The following is a 23,391-nucleotide window of genomic DNA, read 5'->3' on the forward strand; positions in this document are numbered from 1 at the left end:
CATTCTATTTACCCTGACTGAAATTGACTATTTCTGAGACGGTTGATCCTTAGTATACGCAACAGGTTTTGGCCCTGCATTCCGCACATTGATAATTTTATTGAGGATATCAAACCAAAAAGGCGCACCCATAGCAATAGCAAAACCACTCACTATCCAACCGCAAATTAATTTAAAAACCTGTGAAATTCTGATGTAAACTCTATTCGATTTTGTCGTATCTAATAACTCAAACTGTTGATTAATATTTTGCCATCCAATGGGTATAGAAGCATTTCCTAATAGTTTCTCAATCCCCCTTCTGGCTGCTTCATCATTGATATAATCGATTCGTTGACTTGCACTTTGAGTAATGGTAGAGCGGATAACTGAATCCTCCGACAGTCTTTTAACTAAGTGAAATGTATCAGTATTGGTTAAAAAGGCAACTGATATTCCAATTAAAATAGCAACTCCTTTGGCATTGCGCTTATAAACACCGCTTGCTCGATCCATCGAGCGATCGAACCATGTTTCTACTTCATTTTTAAATTGATTCACTTCTTCTGTGAGATCGCCAATCTTTATCCTGCTACGTTCAGCAATTACACCAAGGCTCTTGATTAAACTATCAGGGACTTCATCAGGTAACTCATTATTCACAAAATCTCGAAATTTCTGGTCAATATCTCCATAAACTTCTTGAATTTTTGTGTAACTTGGACTCGTTGGATCGTTTATACCTTTTTTAAGTTCTTTATAAGATGCTAATATCATGTGCAAGTTGGTTTTTGCTTCTTCACTAGGATGTTTCACATGATTGATTAGCTGGGGAATTTTTAAGGCATCTAATAAAGTAATTGCAAATGTTTCAGAAGGAAGATAAGAAGGGCCACTTTGTTTATCTAGTAATCGTTTATCAGGGTTTTTAGTAATTTCCCGGAAATGCTTTTCTAGTTTCCCCTTGGCTTGGTGATTTAATGTATTAATCAAAGGATCGTTATAAAGTTTCTGTACCAAGTCGATTGCATTAATAATATCCGATCTCTCACTTTCACTACCACCTGATAAAAGTAATTCAATTGAAGTTCTTAAATGTTTAGCTCTCCACTGTAATAATGTGGCGAGCAATTCCTGTATTTCAGAAGCTAGCAAGCTCAAAATCAAGTAAATAAAAACTAAGCCAAGTGCAATATCCACAACAACAGGTAAATTCATTGATAGGCTCCAATCATTCTCTAGTGATTTTTGTAAAAATTCCTTTTACAAGATTGTATAACACAGATGTTTTAATTGAATAATTGCTTAATTAAATTTAAAATGCCAAAACTTTTAGCAGTCTCCAGATTCCCGACTTCTTTAAGAAATTGGAAATCTGATTTTTTACGAATGATTTAGGATAGAAATAAACACTTCCAAAAGTTATGTTTAAAATTTTGAAGTGTTGAGTGTGTTACTGAAAAAATGTAGCAATTAATTCGTGATTTCTTGAGTTATTTAACTGATAGCTAAGTAGATAAAAACTAAACTCAGCATCCGAACAAAAATAAAACACAAGTTAATCTACGGATTAAATAGCAGGTAATAAATAATTTCTTAAATGTATTATTTGTATCATTTATCGGCGGATATGTTCTTTAAATAGCTAAGATAAACTTTTCAAAAAATAGCGCTAATTAGAGAAAGTTGAGTTAATCTTGGAAACTAGCAATTGTTAATAATATACGTTGCTACTGGATGGCAACATTGGAGATTCGCTCCGGTCTCTATGTAATCAAACCAGCAAGTAAAATGATTACCATAGAATATGCAAGAAGGAAGCTTTATTTGGAGTCATCTAGAAAAACAAAATCGCACGGTTGGCAAATGGATTGATTGGGTATGGCTAATAGTATTGCTGTTGGCAGCAGTGTTACTATTTAGCATCAATCTGGGAGGATTGCCGTTGCGAGATTGGGATGAAGGGACTGTGGCACAGGTTGCTCGTGAAATTTGGCACGCTCCAGCAGGTTCGATGCGTTGGCTTTACCCAACGCTAGGAGGTGAACCATATCATAACAAACCGCCTTTGATGCATTTGCTCATTGCTTGGGCTTATTCTCTAGGAGGCGAAAATGAGTTTACAACACGTCTACCTGGAGCAATTTTAACAGCGACATCTGTACCTTTACTGTATTGCATTGCTCGAGAGATATTTCGCCAACGTTGGGCTGCTATTTATAGCGCTTTGATTTATCTAACAATGCTACCTGTAGTGCGTCATGGGCGGCTGGCAATGTTGGATGGGGCGATGGTAAGTTTTTTGATGGTGATGATGTTGTGCGTGCTGCGATCGCGCCGAGATTTACGTTATTGTCTTGGTGTTGGTGTGAGTTTTGGGTTGATTTGCCTAACTCAAGGATTGCTAGGCGTATTACTAGGTGCGATCGCGATCGTATTTCTATTTTGGGATACACCACGACTGCTCACATGTTACTATCTGTGGATCGCAATCTTCATTGGCATTCTGCCTGTAGCTGGTTGGTATGGTGCCCAACTAATTCACTATGGCTACACTTTCGCTCAGATTGACACTGTAAACCCATCAGTAGAAAGAATTGGCTCTGTTGTAGAGGGGAGTTCTCAACCACCTTGGTACTATGTGATTGAACTTCTCAAGTACACATGGCCGTGGTTGTTATTCTTGCCGCAAACTGTCCGCTTAACCTGGGAAAATCGCAACCTTAGCTGGGCAAAATTAGTATTGGCGTGGAGTGGTGTTTATCTATTGGTAATTTCCTTCATGATTACCAAAGTTCCTTGGTATTTATTCCCGATTTACCCTAGTTTAGCCTTAGCTTTTGGTATCCAGTTATCAGATACAGAAAATTCGCCTTTACTCTCATCCTATCCCCGTGCTTGGGTTGCAGGTTTAGCGATACTTGCTGTTGTTGCTTCTGCTGGTAGCATTTATTTTAGTTGGGGTACACCAAAAGTAGACTTACAACTGATTTTTGCAGCAGTAGCCTTAACTATGACCTTAGCAGCTATTTTGGCAGAACGAGGCGACGGGCAATTTCTGAAGATTTTGTTTTGGGGAAGTTATCTTTCGCTACTGTTGTTAATGAAATCTAACTACTGGGTTTGGGAATTATCTGAAGCCTATCCAGTTAAACCAGTCGCCGCTATGATTGTGCGAGCAAATCCAGCTACGAAGAAGATTTACACATCTTTTCCCTACCATCGTCCCTCGTTGGATTATTATAGCGATCGCACCATCATTCCCGCTTCTGTTGGCGAACTAGAATATTATTGGCACTACAACGGACAACCATACTTCCTGCTTCATGCATCTGCTTTCAACAATCTCCAGCTAGATTCAATGAAGCTAATTGACCAAGCTGAAGGCTGGAAGTTAGTTACAAAAGATACTAGTCGGTTGTAAAGGTAGGGAATTGGCATTGGGAATTGGGCATGGGTATGGGGAATTGTGAAGAAACTTGTTAAATAATTCCCTGTCTCCCTTGTCTCCCTTGTCTCCCTTGTCTCCCTTGTCTCCCCCTGCCCTTCCCTACCAAGGAGTCGCAGCAGGTTGGTCATTGATGTTAACCCAATAACGGCTACACCCTGCTAAACCATTTATATAGCCATAAGCTTCTGCCCAGAAACTCCATCCAGCATTAATACCAGTACCATCATGGAATTCTGCCATCCGATATCCAGAGACACCACGAACAATTTGTCCTACTTGGTTACATATATTATCTGCAACTGCTTGAGACGTTAATTGTTTTCCTTGGATATTGGGAATCACCAACACTGTACCGCCAGACCAAGAGTTTTTAGTCGCACCGCCAGGACTGATAGTGGACGGAGGTAGACCTGCTGGTGCTGGCTCATTTGTTTTTTTTATGCAGAGCAGTGAGCGATATTCCTTGATATTTGTGTCGCCTTGATAAGGATTAGTACCACCAGGTTCAGCATTATCCGAACTGAACAAAACATAGGTTTTGGAGTTAAGTACCAAAGGTTTTCCTAACACTCTCCAGGTCATTGCTTTAGGGTTAGCTTGAGCCGCAGAAATTGAAACAGTCATCATCAATCCAACTGTTGCAATACTTGTTGCGAGAATTTTGTGGAACATGGTCTTTTTTTAACTTAAAGAATGCCACATTTGAAATTACAACAAAGTAAGTAATTTTTATTTTTATCTCATTAAAATTAATACTTCATATATTTTTCATATTATTTATAGCGGTTCCCATTCAAATGTGGTGCAACATCATCTCGTAAGGTGTAGGGGCAATTCATGAATTGCCCCTACGGGTGTACCTTACATACATGAGAACCGCTATATTAGGACTCAATACTCTTCGGTTAAGGCAAGAGACGCGATGAATCGCCGTCTCTACAATAATCATTTTTTCGTCTTGACGGCGATTTATCGCATCTTTACGCTCTGGAATTTCCATCAAAAAACCTTAACCGAACCGTATTGTATTAGGACTTACGCACTCGTGACGACAAACTAAGCTTTTGCGATTACAACTCTTGGAGACGCTCCGCGTAGCTTGCTTCCCTGGACGGGTACGCTTCGCTCATAATGAAGTAAAAAATTAAGGAATCATCGCTACCTTAATTACCTGTCGTGCTTTCATCTCACAAAACACCTGTTCTAAATCTTTTAATGGCCGATGTTCACTAATAAGTAATTCAAAGGGAATTTTGCGACTAGCTAAAAGTGATAGAGCGGCTCGCACATACTCTGGTGTATTATGAAACACGCCTTTAATGGTCAGTTCGCTGTAGTGTAGCTGTTCTGTATTGACGGTAATGCTGGTATCCCGTGGACATCCACCAAATAAATTGACTGTTGCACCGGGACGGGCACAAGCGATCGCAGTTTCCCAAACACTTGGTACACCAGTGGCTTCAATCGCTACATCTGCGCCCCGTCCTTGGGTAAGTTCTTTTACCACACTAGGAATATCCGGGATTTGATGATAATTAAAGGTCTGGGTTGCACCCAATTTCTGACCAATTTCTAGCCTTTGGTGATTACCTCCCCACAGCAAAACCTCGACTTTCTCACTCAACGCCGCCACAAACATCAGCCCAATCGCCCCATCTCCTAAGACGACGACTCGATCTTTGGCTTTGATATTAGAACGAGCTACACCATGCAATACACAAGCTAAGGGTTCTGTCATGGCTGCCAATTCCCACGGCAAACCATCGGGAATTTGCAACAAATTATGTTGTACTATCGGTGCGGGAATTTTCAAGTATTCCGCAAATGTCCCGTTATTCCAGGTCAGATTCGGACATAATGAATACTCTTGACGTTGACAAAAAAAGCATTTCATGCATGGGGCGGAATTATTAGCGACGATGCGATCGCCTACTTGCCAATTTGTAACCCCTGCACCCAAGGCAACAATTCGCCCAGCAGCTTCGTGACCAAACAGCGTTGGCGGTTTCAACATCTTGGCATGGCCACCACGCCGCCAGACTTTCAAATCTGTACCGCAAGTTGTTGCTGCTCCCACTTGAATCACAACTTCGCCAGCCTCGGGAGTGGGGTCAGCAACTTTTTCTAAACGTAAATCTTCTTGCCCATAAAGTAACGCTGCTAACAAAGCTTTAAACCTATCAATTAGCTCCATCCGATTTTACCAGTTGAAGCAATTGATAGGTTTAAACAAATTACTATTGATTTTTAGTAAGTTTTTATTAATCTAAAAATAGCGAAAAACTAGGTATTCACCGCTGGCTGGGGAAGCACCCCGGTGTTTCGAGTATCCACATTAGGCAAACGAGTAGCAGTTAACAGGGGCACTTCTTGTCGGCACGACAGGCAAAACCAATATAGTTCACCGTGACGGGCATGACGCAGGAGGGAACCACCGCAACATGGGCAGGTGTTGGCTCTCGTACTCATACCAATATCCTCCTTAAAAAAAATTGTTGTTTAAACTCAGCAAAGAAAAAGCAGTTGATTAAAAATTGATTTTGGTGGCATGAATGCGACCATTCGATTCTATGCGGTCTTTAATAATTTGTCTGTAAACAGCTTCATATCCGTTAACCATTTGGCTAACGCTAAAGTTGTTTTCTACATATTTTCGACAGGTTTGACGATCGAGTTCCAAAGCGAGTGGAATCATTGTCGCCATTTCTGCATAGCTTTTACAGATAAAACCTGTTTTACCGTGGGCAATCACTTCAGGTACTGAGCCGAAATTCATGGCAATAACTGGTGTACCAGTTGCCATTGATTCAATCATTACTAGCCCAAAAGGTTCTTGCCAGTTAATGGGGAAAAGAGTTATGGCAGCATTCCCAAGAAGTTGAGCTTTTTCGGCGTGGTTAATTTCGCCCAAATATTCAATTTGCTGACCATCAAGGTGGGGAGTAATCTCTTGTTCAAAAAACTCACAATCTCCAATATCAACCTTTCCTGCCATCTTCAAGCGCCAACCACTCTGCTTTGCAATAGCGATCGCATGGTGTGGCCCTTTATCTGGCGAAAAACGACCTAAAAATGCCAAGTATGGAGGTTCTGACGGTTGGGCTACAAATGGATAATCTGCTAGCTCAATTCCGTTATAAACCGTGCCAACATAATTTAGATCCACTTGACGCTGCGAGTTACTAATGCTGACGTAAGGTTGGTTTTGATAGTAGCTAAATGCGTGACGGGTATCGTTTGTAAAATTATTGTGCAAGGTATGCACTGTAGAAGTTGCTGTTATAAAACTCGCTAAAGGTAGTGCTGAAATCCCTACATGAGAATGGATAATATCGAATTCCTTAGCACGTTGGTAAACTTGGCTCAGTTCTAGCATTTCATATACTGCATACTCTTTTACATTTGGGTCTAAGCGTAATGCCCGCGGATAAACTGCTTCTAAATGAGCCAAAGTTTGAGAATCACCAGAGGCAAATAATGTTACCTCATGACCGCGACGAACAAGTTCATCAGTCAAGCGACTCACCACTAGTTCTATTCCTCCATAAGTAGGAGGTGGAACCCTTTCCCATAAGGGTGCAACTTGAGCGATTTTCATAAGTTTTTTTGGTTCAGTCTATGAAATTGTCCTCAATATGATTAAGTGGCATCATTATTGTATGAGAACAAAGCATTTGTACTTACGATTTTGACATTTAAATTAACCTAACAGGCTACCAAAAGCGCAATAAGGGTTAACCGTACTCTAAATTTCTTACCGACAAATCTAACAGACTATCGGCAAAAGTCAACTCACACCTAGAGTTATAACCTATAACAAATCAATTACTTGTTGCATCTGTCTTGGGGATCATAATGAAGTAAAATATTTTGTAGCGTAACTTACAAAAAAGAATATTTTGTAGCTGACAATACTAAAATATTTAAGAGGATCAAATGATTAAAGGTTTGTTTAAACGTAATTGGGAAATGGAACAGAAATTATAAATATTAAGCAATTGTACAAAAATTACATAATGTGTAATTAGTAATTTACAAAAATTCTGATAACTAACGAATGAAAATCGCTACTTGGAACGTCAACTCAATTCGCACTCGTCTCGAACAGGTTACTGATTGGTTAACTAACAATCCTGTTGATGTTCTCTGCTTGCAAGAAACCAAAGTTGCGGATGCCGAGTTTCCGCGATCGCCTTTTGAGCAGTTGGGCTATAACCTTTATATATCAGGACAAAAATCTTATAATGGCGTAGCCCTGATTAGCCGCCAACCACTTATAAACGTAAGTAGCGGCTTTAGAGCAATTTTGCCAGATTTACACCACGAATGGGACGAGCAAAAGCGGGTAATTACAGGTGTTATTGATGGTGTTCGGATTGTTAACTTATATGTTCCCAATGGTGCAGCAGTCGGAACTGAGAAATATGAATACAAACTGCGCTGGTTAACAGCGCTACACGAGTATTTGCGATTGCTTGTGCTGTCAGAACCTGCAATTTGTGTGTGCGGTGACTTCAACATCGCCCTAGAAGACAAGGATATTCACGAGCAAGTGAGTACAGAAAATCACATTATGGCAACGGAAACCGAGCGCCAAGCCTTACGGGAGATTTTGCAACTGGGATTTGCTGATGCTTTTCGCAAATTCACCACAGAAGGCGGAAATTATAGCTGGTGGGATTATCGCGCCGCCGCCTTCCGTCGCAATTTAGGTTGGCGCATTGACCATCACTATCTCACACCCGTGCTTTATGAGCGTGCTACAAGTTGCGTCATTGATGCCGCACCCAGAAAATTAACCCAACCCAGCGACCATACGCCGGTAATTGTGGAATTTTGAATTGGGTATGGGGCAGAGGGGAAAAACTTGTTGCAACTTCTCCTCTGCTCGCTAATCTCTTAATCTTAAAATGCCGATTAGCTTACTACTGAAAAATATCTAAAATAGTGGATATTAAATTAATCTTCATGCTGAATTTTTAAGTAAGAATGTACGTTAAACCTCTTAACGATGCCCAATGCTCAATCCCCAATCCCCATCAATCAATTTAACGGCTTGTATATATCCTCTGAACTCGGATTGAGATAAGGACGCTGTAAATCTATGAGGTGTCGCTCAAAGTGTTGGTCAATAACTCTCATCCGTTCCTCCATTGCATTCTTGCCTTTTTGCCAAGCTTCTAACAAAGCATTAGCGACAATTTGGCAACGGTTCATCCCAAAACTTTCTTGTGCAGCAAACTTTTGGATTGGTTCCTCGGCTAAACCTAACCCTGGAGCTAAAAATTTGGTAAATAAGGGGATTTCGGGCTGGAAATGGGATTTATTTTCTGGATAAATAGCCTGAAGGATTGTGCGAATTGCTGGATAGTCGGAGAGTTCAAAGTAGAGTAGACCCGAATCATAGCGTCCGTATGCACAGGGATTGTGAAGAACTTGAAAGCTAAAGGGAATTGACGCTGCGTTCAATTGCAGAGTCAGGCTTTTCATGAGAGCGATCGCACCAGATGGCGTAAAGTTAAAGTAAATTCGCCCTGCTCCCAAATCAGCATCAGGATTGCTCTGCTGTTCCTGTCCAACATTACTAACTGCTAAGTAACAGCCATTTTGCAATCGATTTTTGGGCATCCAGATTGCCACCATATCACCCACTTTGGTAGATTTCTTGCTGGATTTTAGATGGCAGTCTGGCTCAATATAAAGTGTTAAACCGCCTTTAGTCACGGCCATAGTACCATCAGGTTCTTTCCGCAGAACCTCCCATCGAGGGTCAAAGTAACCTATGCCGTGATTACTGGCGTGTAATTGCTCGTAAAAGTTCCAATCAATTTCTAAGATGGAATTATCTGCTAAATTCTGCTTTGGCGGGCAATTATTACTATCACTATTGACTGCTAAGGTACTTTGTAGAGAGCCATTGTAATAGATCCCATAAAGAAAGTTTCGCAGCAATAAACTGAGATATTTCTGTTGTAAATCTACAGGATTTTGCTGAAATCTATCTGCTACTTTCGTTGGTAGAGCAAAGGGTTGATAATTGGGATGATAAATACAAAAATTTGACTCAATCTGAATATTTTTAGCAATGTCAAATAGAGAAGTTAGCGGTTGATTGATAGAGTAATTTAGCATTAATCCATTTAGAATTCAAACTTTAAAAAACAGAATTCAGGAGTCAGAATTCAGAATTGTTCTACTCCCTGCTATTAACAACCACGAAGCCGGGTTTTTTCGTAATATAGACGAAGTAGCTGTGGCTCCTTTACAGGCTGAGGAAGTTTATGAATTTTTCCTACAGGGTTAAGGATTTCTGACTCTGATATCCCGAAAATAGTCAGTACACCTTGCTGCGGCATAGTGAGTAAACTTTTAGCCACTTGCAGCATACAAATATCAGCATTATTAAAGGATTTCCGGCAGGTAATCATATCCTGAATTTGATGAATCAGTGCTAGCCCCGCAAATTGAATAACGCGCACAATAAAGTCACTACGGTATTCTAAAATCATGGGGAAAGCATTGAGATAAGCCCTAATTAGAGCAATAATTGAAGGTTGTAAACTCTCCAACGGTGTCAACGCTAGATGTAGAGATTCTTGTAACTCAATGGTGGGATCTACTACCAGGCTATTGAGCCAAATTCCTAAATAGCTTGCTAGTAAAGTTCCTAAATCAAAAGCTGGATCTCCCCAAGAACAAGCTTCCCAATTAATTAGTTTTACTAGGCAATTGTCTAGTTTATCCCATCTGGAATGAACCAAAATGTTGTTCAATTTCAGATCGTTGTGAGTCAAGCAGCAAGGATTCCAGTTGTATGCCAAATCTGCGATCGCAGATTCCAAACTCTCCGATTGCTGGTAGAGTAGATAGAATTTCAGCGCATCCGTGGGAACCGTCCCAAAAATCTCCGGGCCAATTGACTCTACCCCTTGCGCCGGATTGTAAAAGCCATAGCGAAACTCTCCTTGGGGAGCAGTTGCCATAAAATCCTTATATTCTCGGCGGTTGTAGGTTGCGCGATGGAGTCCTGCTAAAGTAGTGCCGATGGCTGTGGCAATTTCTTGTGGACAAATCTCATTGTTGTGGTAGAATGTCGCAAGTTCCTGATATTCACTTAAGTAGTTGCGAATAAGAATAGAATTTTCTTCGTCAAAATGGACTACCAATGGTGCGATCGCGGAAATATTGCCAAGAACGGGAAACTGCTGGAGCAACTGATGAAATAGCCACTCCTGAAACAATTCACGAGGATCGCCGTCATTGATTTTAACGTTACGTTCTTGTTTAACGAGCAGTTTACGATTATCTGCTAGAGTCACGAGTAAATCGGAATTGTTCTTACTACTTCCTGGCAACTCAGATTTATCTGATGCGTCATCTTCTGAGCTACACAGCCCCGCTTCTTGCAGATACTGGATAACGTTATGAGAAGACAGTGATAATACCATGTATTATTTCCTACTTCATTAAATTACTTAAACTTATCTGTGTCGGTATTTGGTTGTACTTAGCAGTTTTCGGTAGATAGTGAATAACAATAAAGATTTGTACAATCTACTAATATCCCATCTTTCCGATAAAAACCTGCCAAAATGGTACAAATTCCTTTACAATTGCTTTAAAATTCACTCCTAGATCCGGTGATATCTTTACACTTTATCAGCATAGTTACTTAGATACATCTAGAGCAAGTTTTGTGGTAGAGCCTTTTGATGTAGCAGAATCTCCAGCAAAAAACTGATTGGCGGCAGATGTTATTTGGTGGTGAGTAGTCATCCTGAAGACAGCGAAGAATTTCAGTAATCCTTCGTGGTAGGAAGTCTGGCATTCAACGCTATTATTTTTATTTATCACCACAAAGCTAAATAAACCGGAATTTTTAAGCAATTAGTAATTATTTTTTTCTTTAATTTTCCGAATTGATGTCTGGAAGCCTTGTTATTACGTCATTTGTCTTACTTACGTATTGAAGATGGCTATAGGCGATCGCACATAACGGTTACATGAGTGGATCTTATGGAAATGTAGTTTTGTCAAGTATGTTGAGCGAAAAAAGACCTCTCCCTGGTTTTACTATGTAAAACCGTCCCTCTCCGAGTCGGAGAGGGAAAAAGGTGAAGGAAAATTCAAGGTTGGGTTTTTGTAATTTCAATCAGCAGAATTAGCTGAAATAGAACTTAGTTGATATTGTGGAATGGGCTGTTTTGTAATTAAAGCATAAATAACATCTGGGTCTAAGTCGGCTCCTGATTGCCATTGAATTGTTCCGTATTCAGGGTTGACGCACACTGTAGCAAAGTATTCTTTATCTTGCAGAGGCGCAAATACACCTGTAAATTTAACGATTTTACTAATATCAATTACTCCTTCAACGTCGTCTTCAAAGCGGATGTGAAGCTGATAGTTTTCTTTTGGTTCAACTGCAATGATATCTTTGAGCATGATTTACTCTAATGGGGAGATTTTTTGTAAGGTTTGATTGTCTTTAGCGAGTTCCCAGTCTTCAATTAGTTCAGCTTGATGCAAAGTTGCCCATTCCGTTACCAGTTTCAAGAGTCTGGGAGTCAGTTCTCCTTCTAGAATTTCCACGGTTTGGATGCTGACTATAGCTTTTTGGTTATTGTAGCGAACGTGAAAGTGTGGCGGTGGATGGTCGTTATAGTACATCGTGATGATAATTCCGAAAAAACGGCTAATTTCTGGCATTCTTTCATCCCTTGATTTCGATATCGTATAACTGGCAAAGGGTGAGGAGTTTTTGTTTGAGGCGATCGCGCAGACTCTCTGGTGATACAATCACACAATCTTCCCAATAGCGCGATACTTCTCGAATCAACCAGAAAGGGTTCGCTACTCGGCGCACCACCTGACGCACATTATTAATCATGTCATCCTCAATATCATCTTCTTTAGGCTGATAGGCTTTGGCTAGCCAGCCATAAAAGTGTAATTGCACTTTTATATAATCAAGTTCATCTCGCCAATCACCACTTGTAGGTACAACAGACTTAATTCGCTCAAAGCTTAAACAACGATTGTGCCAAAGTTCAGGTAATTCTGGGATATCGTTTTCTACGTCTGCTGTCTCTTCGCACCAGATCATTAGATAAAAGCGTTTCTCAAAAAAGCGCACCTCAGCATGACGGACTTTATAATCTAGCTCGTGACCTTGAGAGTTGGAATAGAGAAGGTAGAATGGCTGTTTTGCTTTACTTAGTTCTTCTATCGTATTTCGCCATTCTTGGATAGGTTGACTAAGTTGTTTCATCAGCGATTGACGAAGAGGTGCTTCGAGATTGCCATGTTCCAGCAGAAGTGCAAGTACAGTTTGTGCTTCTCCTATCTGACCTGCATCGTTTAAAGCTTTAATCGCCTGCTGTAAGGCGTTAAGTTGGTTAGAGTCAAGCTTAAAGGGCTTTCCAACCTCTACAGATTGTTGTGCGATCGCCACTATTAAGCCCGAAATACTGGGTTCTTTACCCCAATTGATATTGAGACGGCGAGCGATCGCTTCTAGTTGTTCCTTGGTTCCTGGGGGAATTGACAGTGTAATTGTTTCTTTTTTTCTCGGCATTTACTAAATGTACTTGCACTTTTAATTTACTTGTGCCATATTCATAGATGTAATTATAAATAGTCTAGTTGCAAAAAAGTGCAGTGACATAACTTGAGTTTGTCAGGTTATCTCAGTATAAGTACTCATCTCAAAAGTTGACTTTGCAACCTAGACTCGATTTTGGATTGGAGTATCTTTATATGTCCAAGCGCAATAGGCTTTTGAATAATCCTCCTAAGTCTTTGGAGGAGATTTATTTCAGTGAAATTCGCCCCCAGCTTTACAAAAATCATGCACATCATCATCAATACGGCGTAAGAAAGGGTACGACTCTTGCAGAACACCTTGATTCTGCCTGTCAGTTCATTTTGACGGTTAGCCGAATCGCAGAAGTTCCAGAAGATAAAAGACCTTTGCTGCTAGCTGCAACTGCTGTACATGACCTGAATAAATTAGATACCAAAGGACGCAATGTTAAAACCCTGGCTAGAAATCAGGAATTTTTACGAGAACAACTTGAAAAGGCTTGTGTACTTAGCTTTGTTGTCTCAGAAGCTGATTTGGAGTTAGTCAGAAAGCTAATTGAGCGCCATTCAGGTCATAACGTCAGCGATGGAGCAAGATTTTTACCAGAAGACCCCAATATTGAACGTTGGGCAGCGATGCTTACAGCTGCGGACTTATTTGATTTAGGAATTCCAGATGCACAACGTTTTCGCAAACTGGAAAAAGAATTAACCGTTGCTTTTGGGCGAAGCTGTAACCTTTTTAGAATCAGCATCTCCGAAGATAAAGGCTATATTACAGCCCTATTGCTGGGTGCTTGCGAAGAGGTTTTGCAAAAGTACGGGTTAAATCCTTTAGCAATTTTCCCTGATGGCGAACTTTTTGAAGGAGAAGCTTTAGCAAATATAGATTTGACAAAAGAAATAGCTGCTGTTTGGCAAAGTAAAATTGACCAAGTTTTTGGGAATAATATCGAAAGACTTGTAAGAGCTACTAAAGATGGTATTAAAGTTACTCATCAAGCTATCCAGCAAAATATTGAGGAAGTTTTGGTAAATGTTGAGGCTCTTTTAGAAAGGAAAAAAGCTGGATACAAATCAGACAAGATTGCTAAAGATGTAACTAAGTGGGGTGAAGCGGCTGGTGCAGATGCACTAATAAAAGCGGCTGAACTTCAGCTATTACCTGTAAGTAATGCAGAAGAATTTGCCATATCTGAAGGTTTAAAAGCAGCTTACCTTAGCTATAGAGAAGCCGGATTAAGCCCTAAAGAAGTTTGGGATAAAATCGCTCATCATACGGGAATATCCGAACTTCAACGCACTGCTATTGAGCCATTTAATGGTCAATATGGGCGACCTTTATTTGCTGCTAAGGCTGCTGTTAAAGGAATTGAGGGTATTAAAGAAGCTCTACAAGAATCTTTCCAACTAAGAAAGGAAAGTACACAAATATCTGAAGAAACAGAAGTATCTGAAGAAATGATTGCAGCCGTTAGCCGAATGGTAAATTTACCTTTTGCTATTCGGTTAAATGGAGCCAATGATTTAAATGCTTATGTAGAAGCAAATCCCAGACAAAGATGCTCTTTAGGTTCTACTTCCACTGATATAGATGAGCTAATTTCAGATAATATGCCCCCTGGTACAAAAGTACAGGCTTTTTCTAATCGCTTACCGGGTGGTATCAGTGCTGAACCGAAAAGACAAGCAGATTCAATTGCAGCTTTAGCCTACCAATTAATAGCAGTTGGGGCAAACTTTCCTGCTGTTAAAAAACAAGACCCGCTTTATTTGCACTTAGCATTACCTAAAGGTTCTGCTCCAGAACTGTTGAGAATTTGGCGTGGACTTTTAAAACAACTTGCAGCTACAAATGCTGAAGGTGGTACTGTCACTATTGATGAATTGAAATTGTATAGAGATAATCAGCTTGAATTTAAAGCTAATAAAGTAGTTGGTTTAGCATTGCCAAAACGTCCTGATTTTGTTCACACATCTGTCATTATTCCTCTAGTTTGGGGAGATGTGAATAATTCTTTAGCTTTACTAAAATCACTGAGACTTGCTTTAGAAATTTCCTTGTCTTTAGATATTGGTTTTCCTTTTGTCTTGAGTAGCAATCTAGAGGTGGAATTATCTAATGATGTTTACGGAAGAATAGAGGGAATTCCTTCTGCACTGCAAACTTTATTGGGAAATGGACAATATCAGCAACGCCAAGATGCAGAAAAAATTCTTGAGCGATTACGTTGCATTGGCAAACTAGCAACATCTGTTGCAAGTATTCAGAAAGCTGATGATTGTTTGTATGATTTGGCTCGTGCTTGTGTCAGACCAATTGAACTTTATTATGTCTTGCTACGTTGGACTCTGCGGGAACAAGATGAACCAAACTTGAGTGTTATTTGGAGTCGCATTTGTGAACCGTTAAATACTTTACTGGAGAGCTTTATGCCTGATGAAAACTTACTCTTAACTAAATATCTTAAAGAAGCTGCTCAAGTTGCAGCAGAGGGAAAAATTTGGGGAAGTTCTTTTAAACGAACTGCTCAAGCAGAACCGTTTACAGCCTTTATTGCTGCTATTCGTTCTCAAAAATCTTATTTGGGATTAGATGTAATTTTTGCTGCTTTAATACAGCAATATCATACTCGCTTAGACCGTATCCGTGAGCATGGTGTAGGTGCGACAAAGTATGAACAAGTCAAGCGTTATTACGAGCTATTACGAAAACTATATGAGGAGGTTTATTCAGCACGTCCTGAAAAGTTTTTGTCTGACCAAAAAACTTTGGAAGCTGCTTATTTATTCTTCCTTGAGGAAGCACGTAAACAACTTAAAAGTCAATCTGAAGATAATTCTGTCGAAACAACTACAACTGTTTAAATAATTAGGAGTTTTTCATTATGTCTATTTCAAAACTTTCCTCGGTACTAGCGACAAGTTATGAGAACTTCCCCAAAGGACGTTTTATTACTTTAGTTGTTTTAAGAACAACCCACTCTGAAACTATCTTTCGCACAGAAGGTTCAGGTGAGCCAATGTGTAGCGAATTTGTCCAAGCTGGTTTAGAGGGTGAAAATCAAAAAACTATAATTCAACGCTTGGTAATGACTAAGCGTAAACAAGTAGCACCAGAAAGACGCTACGGACGAGAACATTTAAGAGCGCATGAGCTTTTATACACTAACCCTAAAGATGGCTCTCTTTGTTCTTTAAATACTAATGCACCTTGTGAAATGTGTGTGGATTGTTTCCTCTACGGCTTCGCGGCTGGTGGGGGTGGCGCTCAAAAAAGTCGCATTTGGACTGAAGACGCTTTTAGTATTTTACCTGCTAGTGATGTTGTAGGCGATCGCACCATAAACGCCATCTACGAAACTGGTACAATGCGCGATGAAAAAGGTAACGCCTCAACAGCTTTAAATACCAGCGAATACATCAAACCAGGCGTGCATTTTCTGGATGTCGTCACCCTAAAAGATGTAACTGCGGATGAACTGCGCTATATCATCGGTAACATTCTTTTCACAAGTCGTTATGGTGCGGTTTCCAGTCGTGTTGGACGTATGGAAAACGAGATATTAGGTGTATTTGGTAGTATTACCGAACTTCCTAGTTCTCTGGAACTTGTACAAGCTACTTATGATGCATTAGGTAAGCCTTTAGAACACCCTTTGAATATTAAACAATTAATTACAGCAAGCAAACAAGTAATTGCTAATTGGAAAAATAAGAGAGGTGTTTCTGTGCAGTTATCTGAAGAAGAATTAGCCAATTTACTGACTGATGTAGAAACTAATTGGTCACCAGATGAACGTGATAATTTTCTCAAGCGTTTAACGCAATCCTATGAATCCTTCCGTCAGGTTGCGCCTGAAAAAAACAAAGGTAAAGGTAAAAGCAAAGGCAAAAATACACCAGTTGAAGTAGAGATTTAGGTTATGTCAACAATTCCTTTTCAGCAGGCAAAACTTGTTGAATTATACTGTCTTGAACCAGTCTTTTTTGCCTCTAGGGAGTTGTCTGATACCTATTACACTGAGGGGGTAATTGGGAATTATGCTCTTACCTATGCTTTAGGTAGAGTAAATTCCCCCTATCGCCTCCAAGGTCAGGCTACCGGACGACCAACCTACAAAGAAGATTTACAACCAATAGCGCACGATTTTTATATCTTACCAGCTTCACCAGTAGGTAGAGTTACATTCAGATTTGAACGTTTCAATGCTCTTTCTGATTCTTACTGGTATGCAATGACTAATAACCGTGTTGCTACGGCGCGGGAAGATTTACCATTACAACGCCAAGGGAAAAAACCAAGTTCATTTAGACCAAGTAATTTTCCGCAAACTGGAAGACTGCGGATGATTGAACGCAGAAACAAATTTCAAACTTTGGTATTTGGAAATTATCAATTACCAAATTATATTCGCCTTGGTAAATTCATGAGTAAAGTCAAGCTGAATGTGCTTAATGAATTTCCTGTGACTTTACTACCAGAAGGTGAATATCAAAGTCAACATTATCTAAATGCTGCTGATTTACCACAGCAAATAGAGGCTTTAGCATTCGATTTAATTTCTATTCCTCCTGCACCCATCATTAAAAATCTTCGTTTTCGGGGTGCTGCTTGGCAAGTTGGAGAAATGATTGTACCAGCAGGGTTACATTTTTGTGGTAGAGAAAGTAGTAATGAGTAATCAAAAATTAGTTATCAGATTAGAACCACGCAGTATTTCAGCCTGTGCATCGCCAGATAAAATATCTTTCATCAGGAATGCACTTCAACATCAATTAGATGTATTTGAACAATCTAAGGATGTTGATATTATTCTTGATTTAGCACCAACTGGCACAGGTAAAACTAAAGCAGGATTAACAGTATTAAAGCATCAGCCAAATAAAAGTGCTATTTACATTGCTCCAACAAATGCTTTAATTGAACAGCAAACAGAAGCCGCAAAAGAATTTGTACGTGATGCTAACTTACCTCATGTCGTCAAATCTGCTTCTGCTAAAGACATTAAAAGCTGGTCTAACGATAAAGTTGGTAGTCGTTCAGGGGAAAAGCTGTATAACGTATTACGGAATCCAGCTACAGTTTTTCCCGATGTTGGAGTTAATACGCCTATCATTTTAGTCACAAATCCTGATATCTTTTACTATGCAACTTTCTTTGCATATAACAACTTAGATAGAGGTAATATCGCCAGTAGTTTTTACACCAAATTTTCGACAGTCATTTTTGATGAATTTCACCTCTACGATGCTAAACAGCTAGTAGGAATGTTGTTTTATCTCGCTTATTCTCAAGTTTTTCGCTTTTTCGAGAACGGACGCAAGATAGTTTTGCTGACAGCTACACCAGAACCAGCTTGTGAATTAGCATTGCAGAATTTAAAACAGGCTGGTGTAAAGATAGCAAGAATTGATGGAGAAGCAGGTAATACTAATCTTTTACCATCACAAACAGCAGTTAATCTGGAATTAAGACCAAAACCAGATAGTAAGGAAGAGTGGTTAGCAGAGTTAGCAGCAGAAGTTGTCCAACGTTTTCGAGAAAGACCTGATGAAAATGGGGCTGTAATTCTTGACTCTCTTGATAATATTAATCGTCTCTCAGATTTACTGCGACAGCAAGGACTTGGTGATGACATCGGACGTATAACTGGCCCTGCACCCAAAAAAGATAGACAAAGGGCTATGCAGTGTCAAATCATTTTGGCTACTAGCACTGTAGATGTAGGATTTAACTTTGAAAGACATCCTCAACCGAAACGGCAAAATTTAGATTGGTTGATTTTTTCAGCACGCGATCGCGCCGCATTTTGGCAGAGAATTGGTAGAGTAGGGCGTGTTTTGGGTAAATCGGAAACTAATATTGATTCAGAAGCCATTGCTTACTTACCTGCTAACGCCTGGGAAGAAGGTTTAACCTCTCTAGATACTACCGGGGGACGTACAGCGTTAAAAAACTTACTTGAAACACTTCCCTGTTTAGATAAGCCTTTTTTAAAAGCTTATTGGCGTTCAGAAGCATTTCTAGAAATTGCCCGTCCCTTGTTGGAATTGGAAGAAATGCTTGATGGTTTAGCTGAAGAAAAATTGATTTTGGAGTTATTCAATACTCTAAAATCTATTTTTGAAGGAAACAGAACTTGGGATGATTATCGCTATAGAATGAAACTTTTACGAGGCGCTGAAACTATTGCGAAAAAAACGCCCAAAGAAATTAAAAAGGATTGGAAGTATATCAAAGGTGGTCAGGCTTTTGTCAGAACATTTATCAAGGCTAAATTTCCTGAAGATTGGGATGACTTACAAGCTGGACGTACAACTTTAGACGAATACGTAGATTTATTTCAAAAAGATGAAGATGCACTAGCTGAGTTAAAAGAATTTGCTGAAGTTTTTAGTACAAGCTATGCACCTTTATTTAGTTTTCGTTCTAGTCTGTTTGAAAGTCTTTCCATTCGCGATCCTCATGGTTTTATTCTAGATGAATCGGAGGAAACAAGACTAGATCCTTTTCACCTATTACGCTATTACGAATTTGTCCAAAATGGTGATTATATTGAAGTCACCAGTCGTGCTACTGAAACTTATCAATTGAGTTTTGAATTACGCTACACTGATAACTGGCAAGAATTTATCAGTACAGAACTTAACAAATTAACAGCTTTTAAAAATTGTCGAATTATCCGCACTCTTGGAGGGGGAACACGACCCACAGACGGAATAGAATCTTTGAATAGGCATCTCTTACCAGGAGTAATTATTTGCCCCAGAACAAATGCTGCTGTTATTTTCCAATTAAACAAGCAAGGAATTATTTCTTATCCAATAAACATTGTTTGCAATGATATGGAGAAAGAATATAGATTCTTTTCAGGCTTGTCAGGAATTTTAACAATGGCAATGAAGTTTAAACAGCTACGTCTTCCAGATGATGAGGTTTTTATTGCAGGATAAGTAATTAAATTCTCGCACCAATGGTGCGAGAATTTGTAGAACATCGATTTATAAGTATATTTTTCTCACATCCCCCGTGAAACACTATCAACAACAAACCAACGCCTTCCCCAGCGACTACCTAAACAACTTGTGGGGAGAAATCCAAGCTTGTCCTTACTTTGCGATCAACAACCTCAACCGCGATTTTGTCGCCACTAAAGGATTTTCTGTAGTGTTTCAACGTTCTGGATTAGCAAAAGTAGAACAGCAGTTTCCCTACTTCAAACCTTACCTAGATTTGGCTCTTCAGGCGAATTGTAATGCTTTTTACCTCAATCCTTTACAGCTAAAAGAAGGCTCCCGCGTCGATCCGCATATCGATCGCTCTTTACGTTCCTACTCCAAAACCATTGAACCGCCGGCGGTTGTGAGTGTTCTCTATGTGCGCGTACCTGCGGATATGGAAGGGGGAGAACTGGTATTGCGATCGCACAAACGCCAACTTGGGCAAATTAAGCCCCAATTCAATACTTTAGTTTATTTTCAAGGTGATTTAACCCATTCGGTTAACGCTGTCAAAACCCCAGGAAATCGCCTCAGTCTCGTTTGTGAACAGTATAGTTTGAGTGATGTTGAACTCCAAGAAATACCTGAGTTCACTGTAGAGTCAAGAAGCACTCAGTCTACAAAAAAGCAAAAAAAGTATGCCTCATAGCTTAGTATTAAATTTGCTTCCCCAGTCTCCTATACCCTCCCAGTATCTTACCGGCAGACATCTTCATGCTTTATTTTTAACACTCGTTAGTTCCGTAGATAGAACATTAGGCGATCGCCTCCACGATTCCACCGCAGACAAAGCTTTCACCCTCTCCCCCCTACAAATTGACAGTTATTTCAAGGGGGGTAAAAGAGGATCTCAATTGCAATACTCTCATCAAGAACCCATTCCCGCCGGGACTCCTTGTTGGTGGCGTATTTCTTTATTAGACGATACTCTCTTTAGCCAACTTACCCAACTCTGGCTAAATCTTAATCCCAATCGCCCTTGGCATCTTGGCCCTGCTGACTTATATATTACCAGCATTCAAGGTACACCCCAATCTATTCAACCTTGGGCAAATGCCAGTACTTATGCTCAATTATACGAAGAAGCTAGCGATCGCAATTCTTCCATTAACCTGAGTTTCTCCACGCCTACCGCCTTCCGCCAAGGACAGTATGATACTACCCTTCCCACTAGAGAATCTGTGTTTAATTCTCTACTTTCCCGATGGAATAAATACAGTGGCATAGAATTGAATCAGATTGCCATCGAGTCAATATTTCCTTCTTTTGTCAACATTCATACAGAAATATTAGCAGACTCTCGTAGTAAATTTATTGGCATTCTTGGCGAAGTTAATTACAAGATTTTGGGGGCAATTGAACCGATCCAAATTAAGCAACTTAACGCCTTAGCTGACTTTGCTTTGTATAGCGGTGTCGGTAGAAAAACAACAATGGGTATGGGAATGACGCGACGGCTGTATTCTCCATAATTTCAATTATCATTTAAAAACTACCTAAGTTATGAACCAAACCGAATATGTTTCCATTGCGGCATTGAATCAATATGCCTATTGTCCGCATCGCTGTGGACAATAAGATTGCTACAATGTTTTGATATCAGTTGACTAAAAAACTGATTTCCACCAATTGAGCATTAAATGAGCATTATGGTAAATAGCAGCAAAACACCAACGGGTAAGGCTAAGAAGGGTCAAGTAACTGTCAGGGTTGATTCAGGGAGTGTCAAGGCTTGCTTCCCTCGCCCTCACTTTCCTGGTGAGCCTAGCCAGGTGAAGATAGCAACGGGTATATCAAATGTCGATGGTTGGCAAGCGGAAGCAGATAAATTAAAGCGGCGATTGCAACTAGAGACAGAAGAGGGTAAGTTGTCTCTCCCTGGTGGGAAGTTCAACAGGAAGCGGTATTTTGAGATATTGGTCGAATACAAACTTAAGCCAGATTTAAAGATAGTAGAAAGTGCTGTTATCTCAGATGGACAGCTACCGCCAAAGCCAGAATTATCTGTAATGGAGATATGGGATATATACTGCTCATTCAGGCGGGAAAGCCTATCGGAAACCGTATATCAGCTAAAATTCAAAGGAGAGTACTTACGAGCTATTAAAAAGTCAGCTGATGAAGTTGGCGAACATCCTTTAGAGATGCGTAACTGGCTACTAGGAAATTACAGTCACTCAACAGTTAAGCGAATTTTGTCTTGCCTGGCAGAAGCTTATCGATTAGCTGTTAAGCAAAAAATGGTTGGTCAAAATCTTTTTGATGGGATGTCAGAAGATATCAATGCTAAGGGTAAACGTAATCGCATAATTGACCAAAGCAAGGAAATAGAAAGTGATGATGATGTGCTAGATAAAAGCAAGGCTTATACATGGAATGAAGCACAAGAAATATTGAAGTACATTCAAGATGATAGCAATAGAGTCAAGCATTACTATAATCTTATTAAATTTAAGTTTCTCACTGGCTGTAGAACGGGAGAAGCAATAGCTTTGTGGTGGTGTGATATTGAATGGGAGAGAGAAAGAATATTGCTAAGAAGGAATTATAATAATCGCCTTAAAATTTACAAATCCACTAAAAACGACACGGTAAGAATGTTCCCCATGCCTGGAGATGGGGAACTATGGAATCTTTTAAAATCCATCTCGCAGGGAGAGCCAAATGAAAATATATTTAAAAATAAGGCAGGGAAGCCGATAAACGCTGACTCCTTACAGCGTGTATGGCACGGTTACGAAGCATCAAGAAACAAAGGTATTATCCCTGAATTAATTAAACAAGGAAAAGTGAAAAAGTATTTACCTTGTTACAACACACGACACACATTCATTACTCACCAAATATTTGATTTAGGTAGAGATGCAGCAATAGTAAATACATGGTGTGAGCATAGTGAAGAGATGTCAAAAAAACATTACAGGGATATTGAGAAGTATGCAACACAAATCAACCCTGAGTTACCAGCCAATCAGCAAGTCAAGCAACAATCAGAGCTTGACGCACTGAAGGAACAACTACGTAAACAGCAAGAAACAATCGACAAACTACTGGAAGAAAAAGGATGAAAAGAAAAGATTTGGAACAGCTTGCAAATTATTTGGGATACGATTTCAGGGAATTAGTAGATGATTGGAGATACAAAGATAGAAAAGGTAAGGTGTATGAAATTATCGATAGACGCGAGAAGAAAGTCGCTGCTGTCTTCTCAACTCTCTCTCAAATCGAAGCGTTCCTAAAGCAGTATACCCTTTAAAATAAAGTGACACTTTTTATGTCAAAATAAATGACAAAAAATATGTCAGTTAAAGTGACACTTTAAAATACAAGGGTGTATCCCATAAAAAATACCCCAAGTTTGCAATGCTGCTTAC

General features: G+C 39.7%; 20 protein-coding genes. 10 read left to right on the forward strand and 10 right to left on the reverse strand.

Going from position 1 to position 23,391, the window contains the following annotated elements; all coding sequences use genetic code 11:
• Positions 1–27: 27 nt before the first annotated feature.
• Positions 28–1,197, reverse strand: a complete 1,170-nt coding sequence (locus tag GTQ43_RS20845; protein WP_265274658.1) for a hypothetical protein — start codon at positions 1,195–1,197, stop codon at positions 28–30.
• Positions 1,198–1,786: 589 nt separating this feature from the next.
• On the opposite strand from GTQ43_RS20845, the gene GTQ43_RS20850 reads away from it, so the two are divergent.
• Positions 1,787–3,403: an ArnT family glycosyltransferase gene (locus GTQ43_RS20850; protein WP_265274659.1), complete on the forward strand. Its 1,617-nt coding sequence runs from the start codon at positions 1,787–1,789 to the stop codon at positions 3,401–3,403.
• Positions 3,404–3,529: 126 nt separating this feature from the next.
• Here GTQ43_RS20850 and GTQ43_RS20855 read toward each other — a convergent pair whose 3' ends face one another.
• The 4 genes from GTQ43_RS20855 to GTQ43_RS20870 form a co-directional block, all read right to left on the reverse strand.
• The gene (locus GTQ43_RS20855; RefSeq protein WP_265274660.1) at positions 3,530–4,102 is read right to left on the reverse strand and encodes a hypothetical protein; all 573 of its coding nucleotides are present in this window, start codon (positions 4,100–4,102) and stop codon (positions 3,530–3,532) included.
• Positions 4,103–4,574: 472 nt separating this feature from the next.
• The gene (locus tag GTQ43_RS20860; RefSeq protein WP_265276511.1) at positions 4,575–5,597 is read right to left on the reverse strand and encodes a zinc-dependent alcohol dehydrogenase; all 1,023 of its coding nucleotides are present in this window, start codon (positions 5,595–5,597) and stop codon (positions 4,575–4,577) included.
• A 116-nt stretch (positions 5,598–5,713) separates the two neighbouring features.
• A complete protein-coding gene (locus GTQ43_RS20865; protein ID WP_265274661.1) occupies positions 5,714–5,899 on the reverse strand; it encodes a hypothetical protein in 186 nt (61 codons plus the stop codon).
• A 58-nt stretch (positions 5,900–5,957) separates the two neighbouring features.
• On the reverse strand, positions 5,958–7,028 hold the full coding sequence (locus GTQ43_RS20870) for a glycosyltransferase family 4 protein (protein ID WP_265274662.1): 1,071 nt from the start codon (positions 7,026–7,028) through the stop codon (positions 5,958–5,960).
• Positions 7,029–7,487: 459 nt separating this feature from the next.
• On the opposite strand from GTQ43_RS20870, the gene xth reads away from it, so the two are divergent.
• Positions 7,488–8,270, forward strand: a complete 783-nt coding sequence (gene xth / locus GTQ43_RS20875) for an exodeoxyribonuclease III (RefSeq protein WP_265274663.1) — start codon at positions 7,488–7,490, stop codon at positions 8,268–8,270.
• 203 nt (positions 8,271–8,473) lie between these two features.
• Here the strand turns inward: xth and GTQ43_RS20880 are convergent, their stop codons facing one another.
• The 5 genes from GTQ43_RS20880 to GTQ43_RS20900 form a co-directional block, all read right to left on the reverse strand.
• Positions 8,474–9,562: a T3SS effector HopA1 family protein gene (locus tag GTQ43_RS20880; protein ID WP_265274664.1), complete on the reverse strand. Its 1,089-nt coding sequence runs from the start codon at positions 9,560–9,562 to the stop codon at positions 8,474–8,476.
• A gap of 74 nt (positions 9,563–9,636) precedes the next feature.
• Complete coding sequence (locus tag GTQ43_RS20885) at positions 9,637–10,878, reverse strand: aminoglycoside phosphotransferase family protein (protein ID WP_265274665.1); 1,242 nt, start codon at positions 10,876–10,878, stop codon at positions 9,637–9,639.
• Positions 10,879–11,578: 700 nt separating this feature from the next.
• Complete coding sequence (locus GTQ43_RS20890; protein ID WP_265274666.1) at positions 11,579–11,872, reverse strand: DUF2442 domain-containing protein; 294 nt, start codon at positions 11,870–11,872, stop codon at positions 11,579–11,581.
• 3 nt (positions 11,873–11,875) lie between these two features.
• Positions 11,876–12,136: a DUF4160 domain-containing protein gene (locus GTQ43_RS20895; RefSeq protein ID WP_265274667.1), complete on the reverse strand. Its 261-nt coding sequence runs from the start codon at positions 12,134–12,136 to the stop codon at positions 11,876–11,878.
• 4 nt (positions 12,137–12,140) lie between these two features.
• On the reverse strand, positions 12,141–13,004 hold the full coding sequence (locus GTQ43_RS20900) for a WYL domain-containing protein (protein ID WP_265274668.1): 864 nt from the start codon (positions 13,002–13,004) through the stop codon (positions 12,141–12,143).
• 182 nt (positions 13,005–13,186) lie between these two features.
• Between GTQ43_RS20900 and GTQ43_RS20905 the strand changes: the two genes are divergently transcribed.
• The 8 genes from GTQ43_RS20905 (at position 13,187) to GTQ43_RS20940 (ending at position 23,273) form a co-directional block, all read left to right on the forward strand.
• Entirely contained in the window at positions 13,187–15,880 is a 2,694-nt protein-coding gene (locus GTQ43_RS20905; RefSeq protein ID WP_265274669.1) for a CRISPR-associated protein Csc3, read from the forward strand.
• A 20-nt stretch (positions 15,881–15,900) separates the two neighbouring features.
• Positions 15,901–16,935 carry a type I-D CRISPR-associated protein Cas7/Csc2 gene (gene cas7d / locus GTQ43_RS20910; protein WP_265274670.1) on the forward strand — a complete coding sequence of 345 codons (1,035 nt, stop codon included), beginning with the start codon at positions 15,901–15,903 and terminating at the stop codon, positions 16,933–16,935.
• Between the two features lie 3 nt (positions 16,936–16,938).
• Positions 16,939–17,697 carry a type I-D CRISPR-associated protein Cas5/Csc1 gene (gene cas5d, locus GTQ43_RS20915; protein WP_265274671.1) on the forward strand — a complete coding sequence of 253 codons (759 nt, stop codon included), beginning with the start codon at positions 16,939–16,941 and terminating at the stop codon, positions 17,695–17,697.
• Positions 17,690–19,969, forward strand: coding sequence for a type I-D CRISPR-associated helicase Cas3' (gene cas3, locus GTQ43_RS20920; RefSeq protein ID WP_265274672.1), 2,280 nt, complete (start codon positions 17,690–17,692; stop codon positions 19,967–19,969). The genes cas5d and cas3 overlap by 8 nt, the downstream gene beginning before the upstream one ends.
• 76 nt (positions 19,970–20,045) lie before the next feature.
• Positions 20,046–20,666, forward strand: a complete 621-nt coding sequence (locus GTQ43_RS20925) for a 2OG-Fe(II) oxygenase (RefSeq protein WP_265274674.1) — start codon at positions 20,046–20,048, stop codon at positions 20,664–20,666.
• Positions 20,656–21,489, forward strand: coding sequence for a CRISPR-associated endoribonuclease Cas6 (gene cas6 / locus GTQ43_RS20930; protein ID WP_265274675.1), 834 nt, complete (start codon positions 20,656–20,658; stop codon positions 21,487–21,489). Before GTQ43_RS20925 ends, cas6 begins: the two co-directional genes overlap by 11 nt.
• Before the next feature lie 168 nt (positions 21,490–21,657).
• Entirely contained in the window at positions 21,658–23,085 is a 1,428-nt protein-coding gene (locus GTQ43_RS20935) for a tyrosine-type recombinase/integrase (RefSeq protein WP_265274676.1), read from the forward strand.
• A complete protein-coding gene (locus GTQ43_RS20940; protein ID WP_265274677.1) occupies positions 23,082–23,273 on the forward strand; it encodes a hypothetical protein in 192 nt (63 codons plus the stop codon). The genes GTQ43_RS20935 and GTQ43_RS20940 overlap by 4 nt, the downstream gene beginning before the upstream one ends.
• The last annotated feature ends 118 nt before the right edge of the window (positions 23,274–23,391 follow it).

The sequence above is a fragment of the Nostoc sp. KVJ3 genome (genome assembly GCF_026127265.1).
GTDB lineage: Bacteria > Cyanobacteriota > Cyanobacteriia > Cyanobacteriales > Nostocaceae > Nostoc.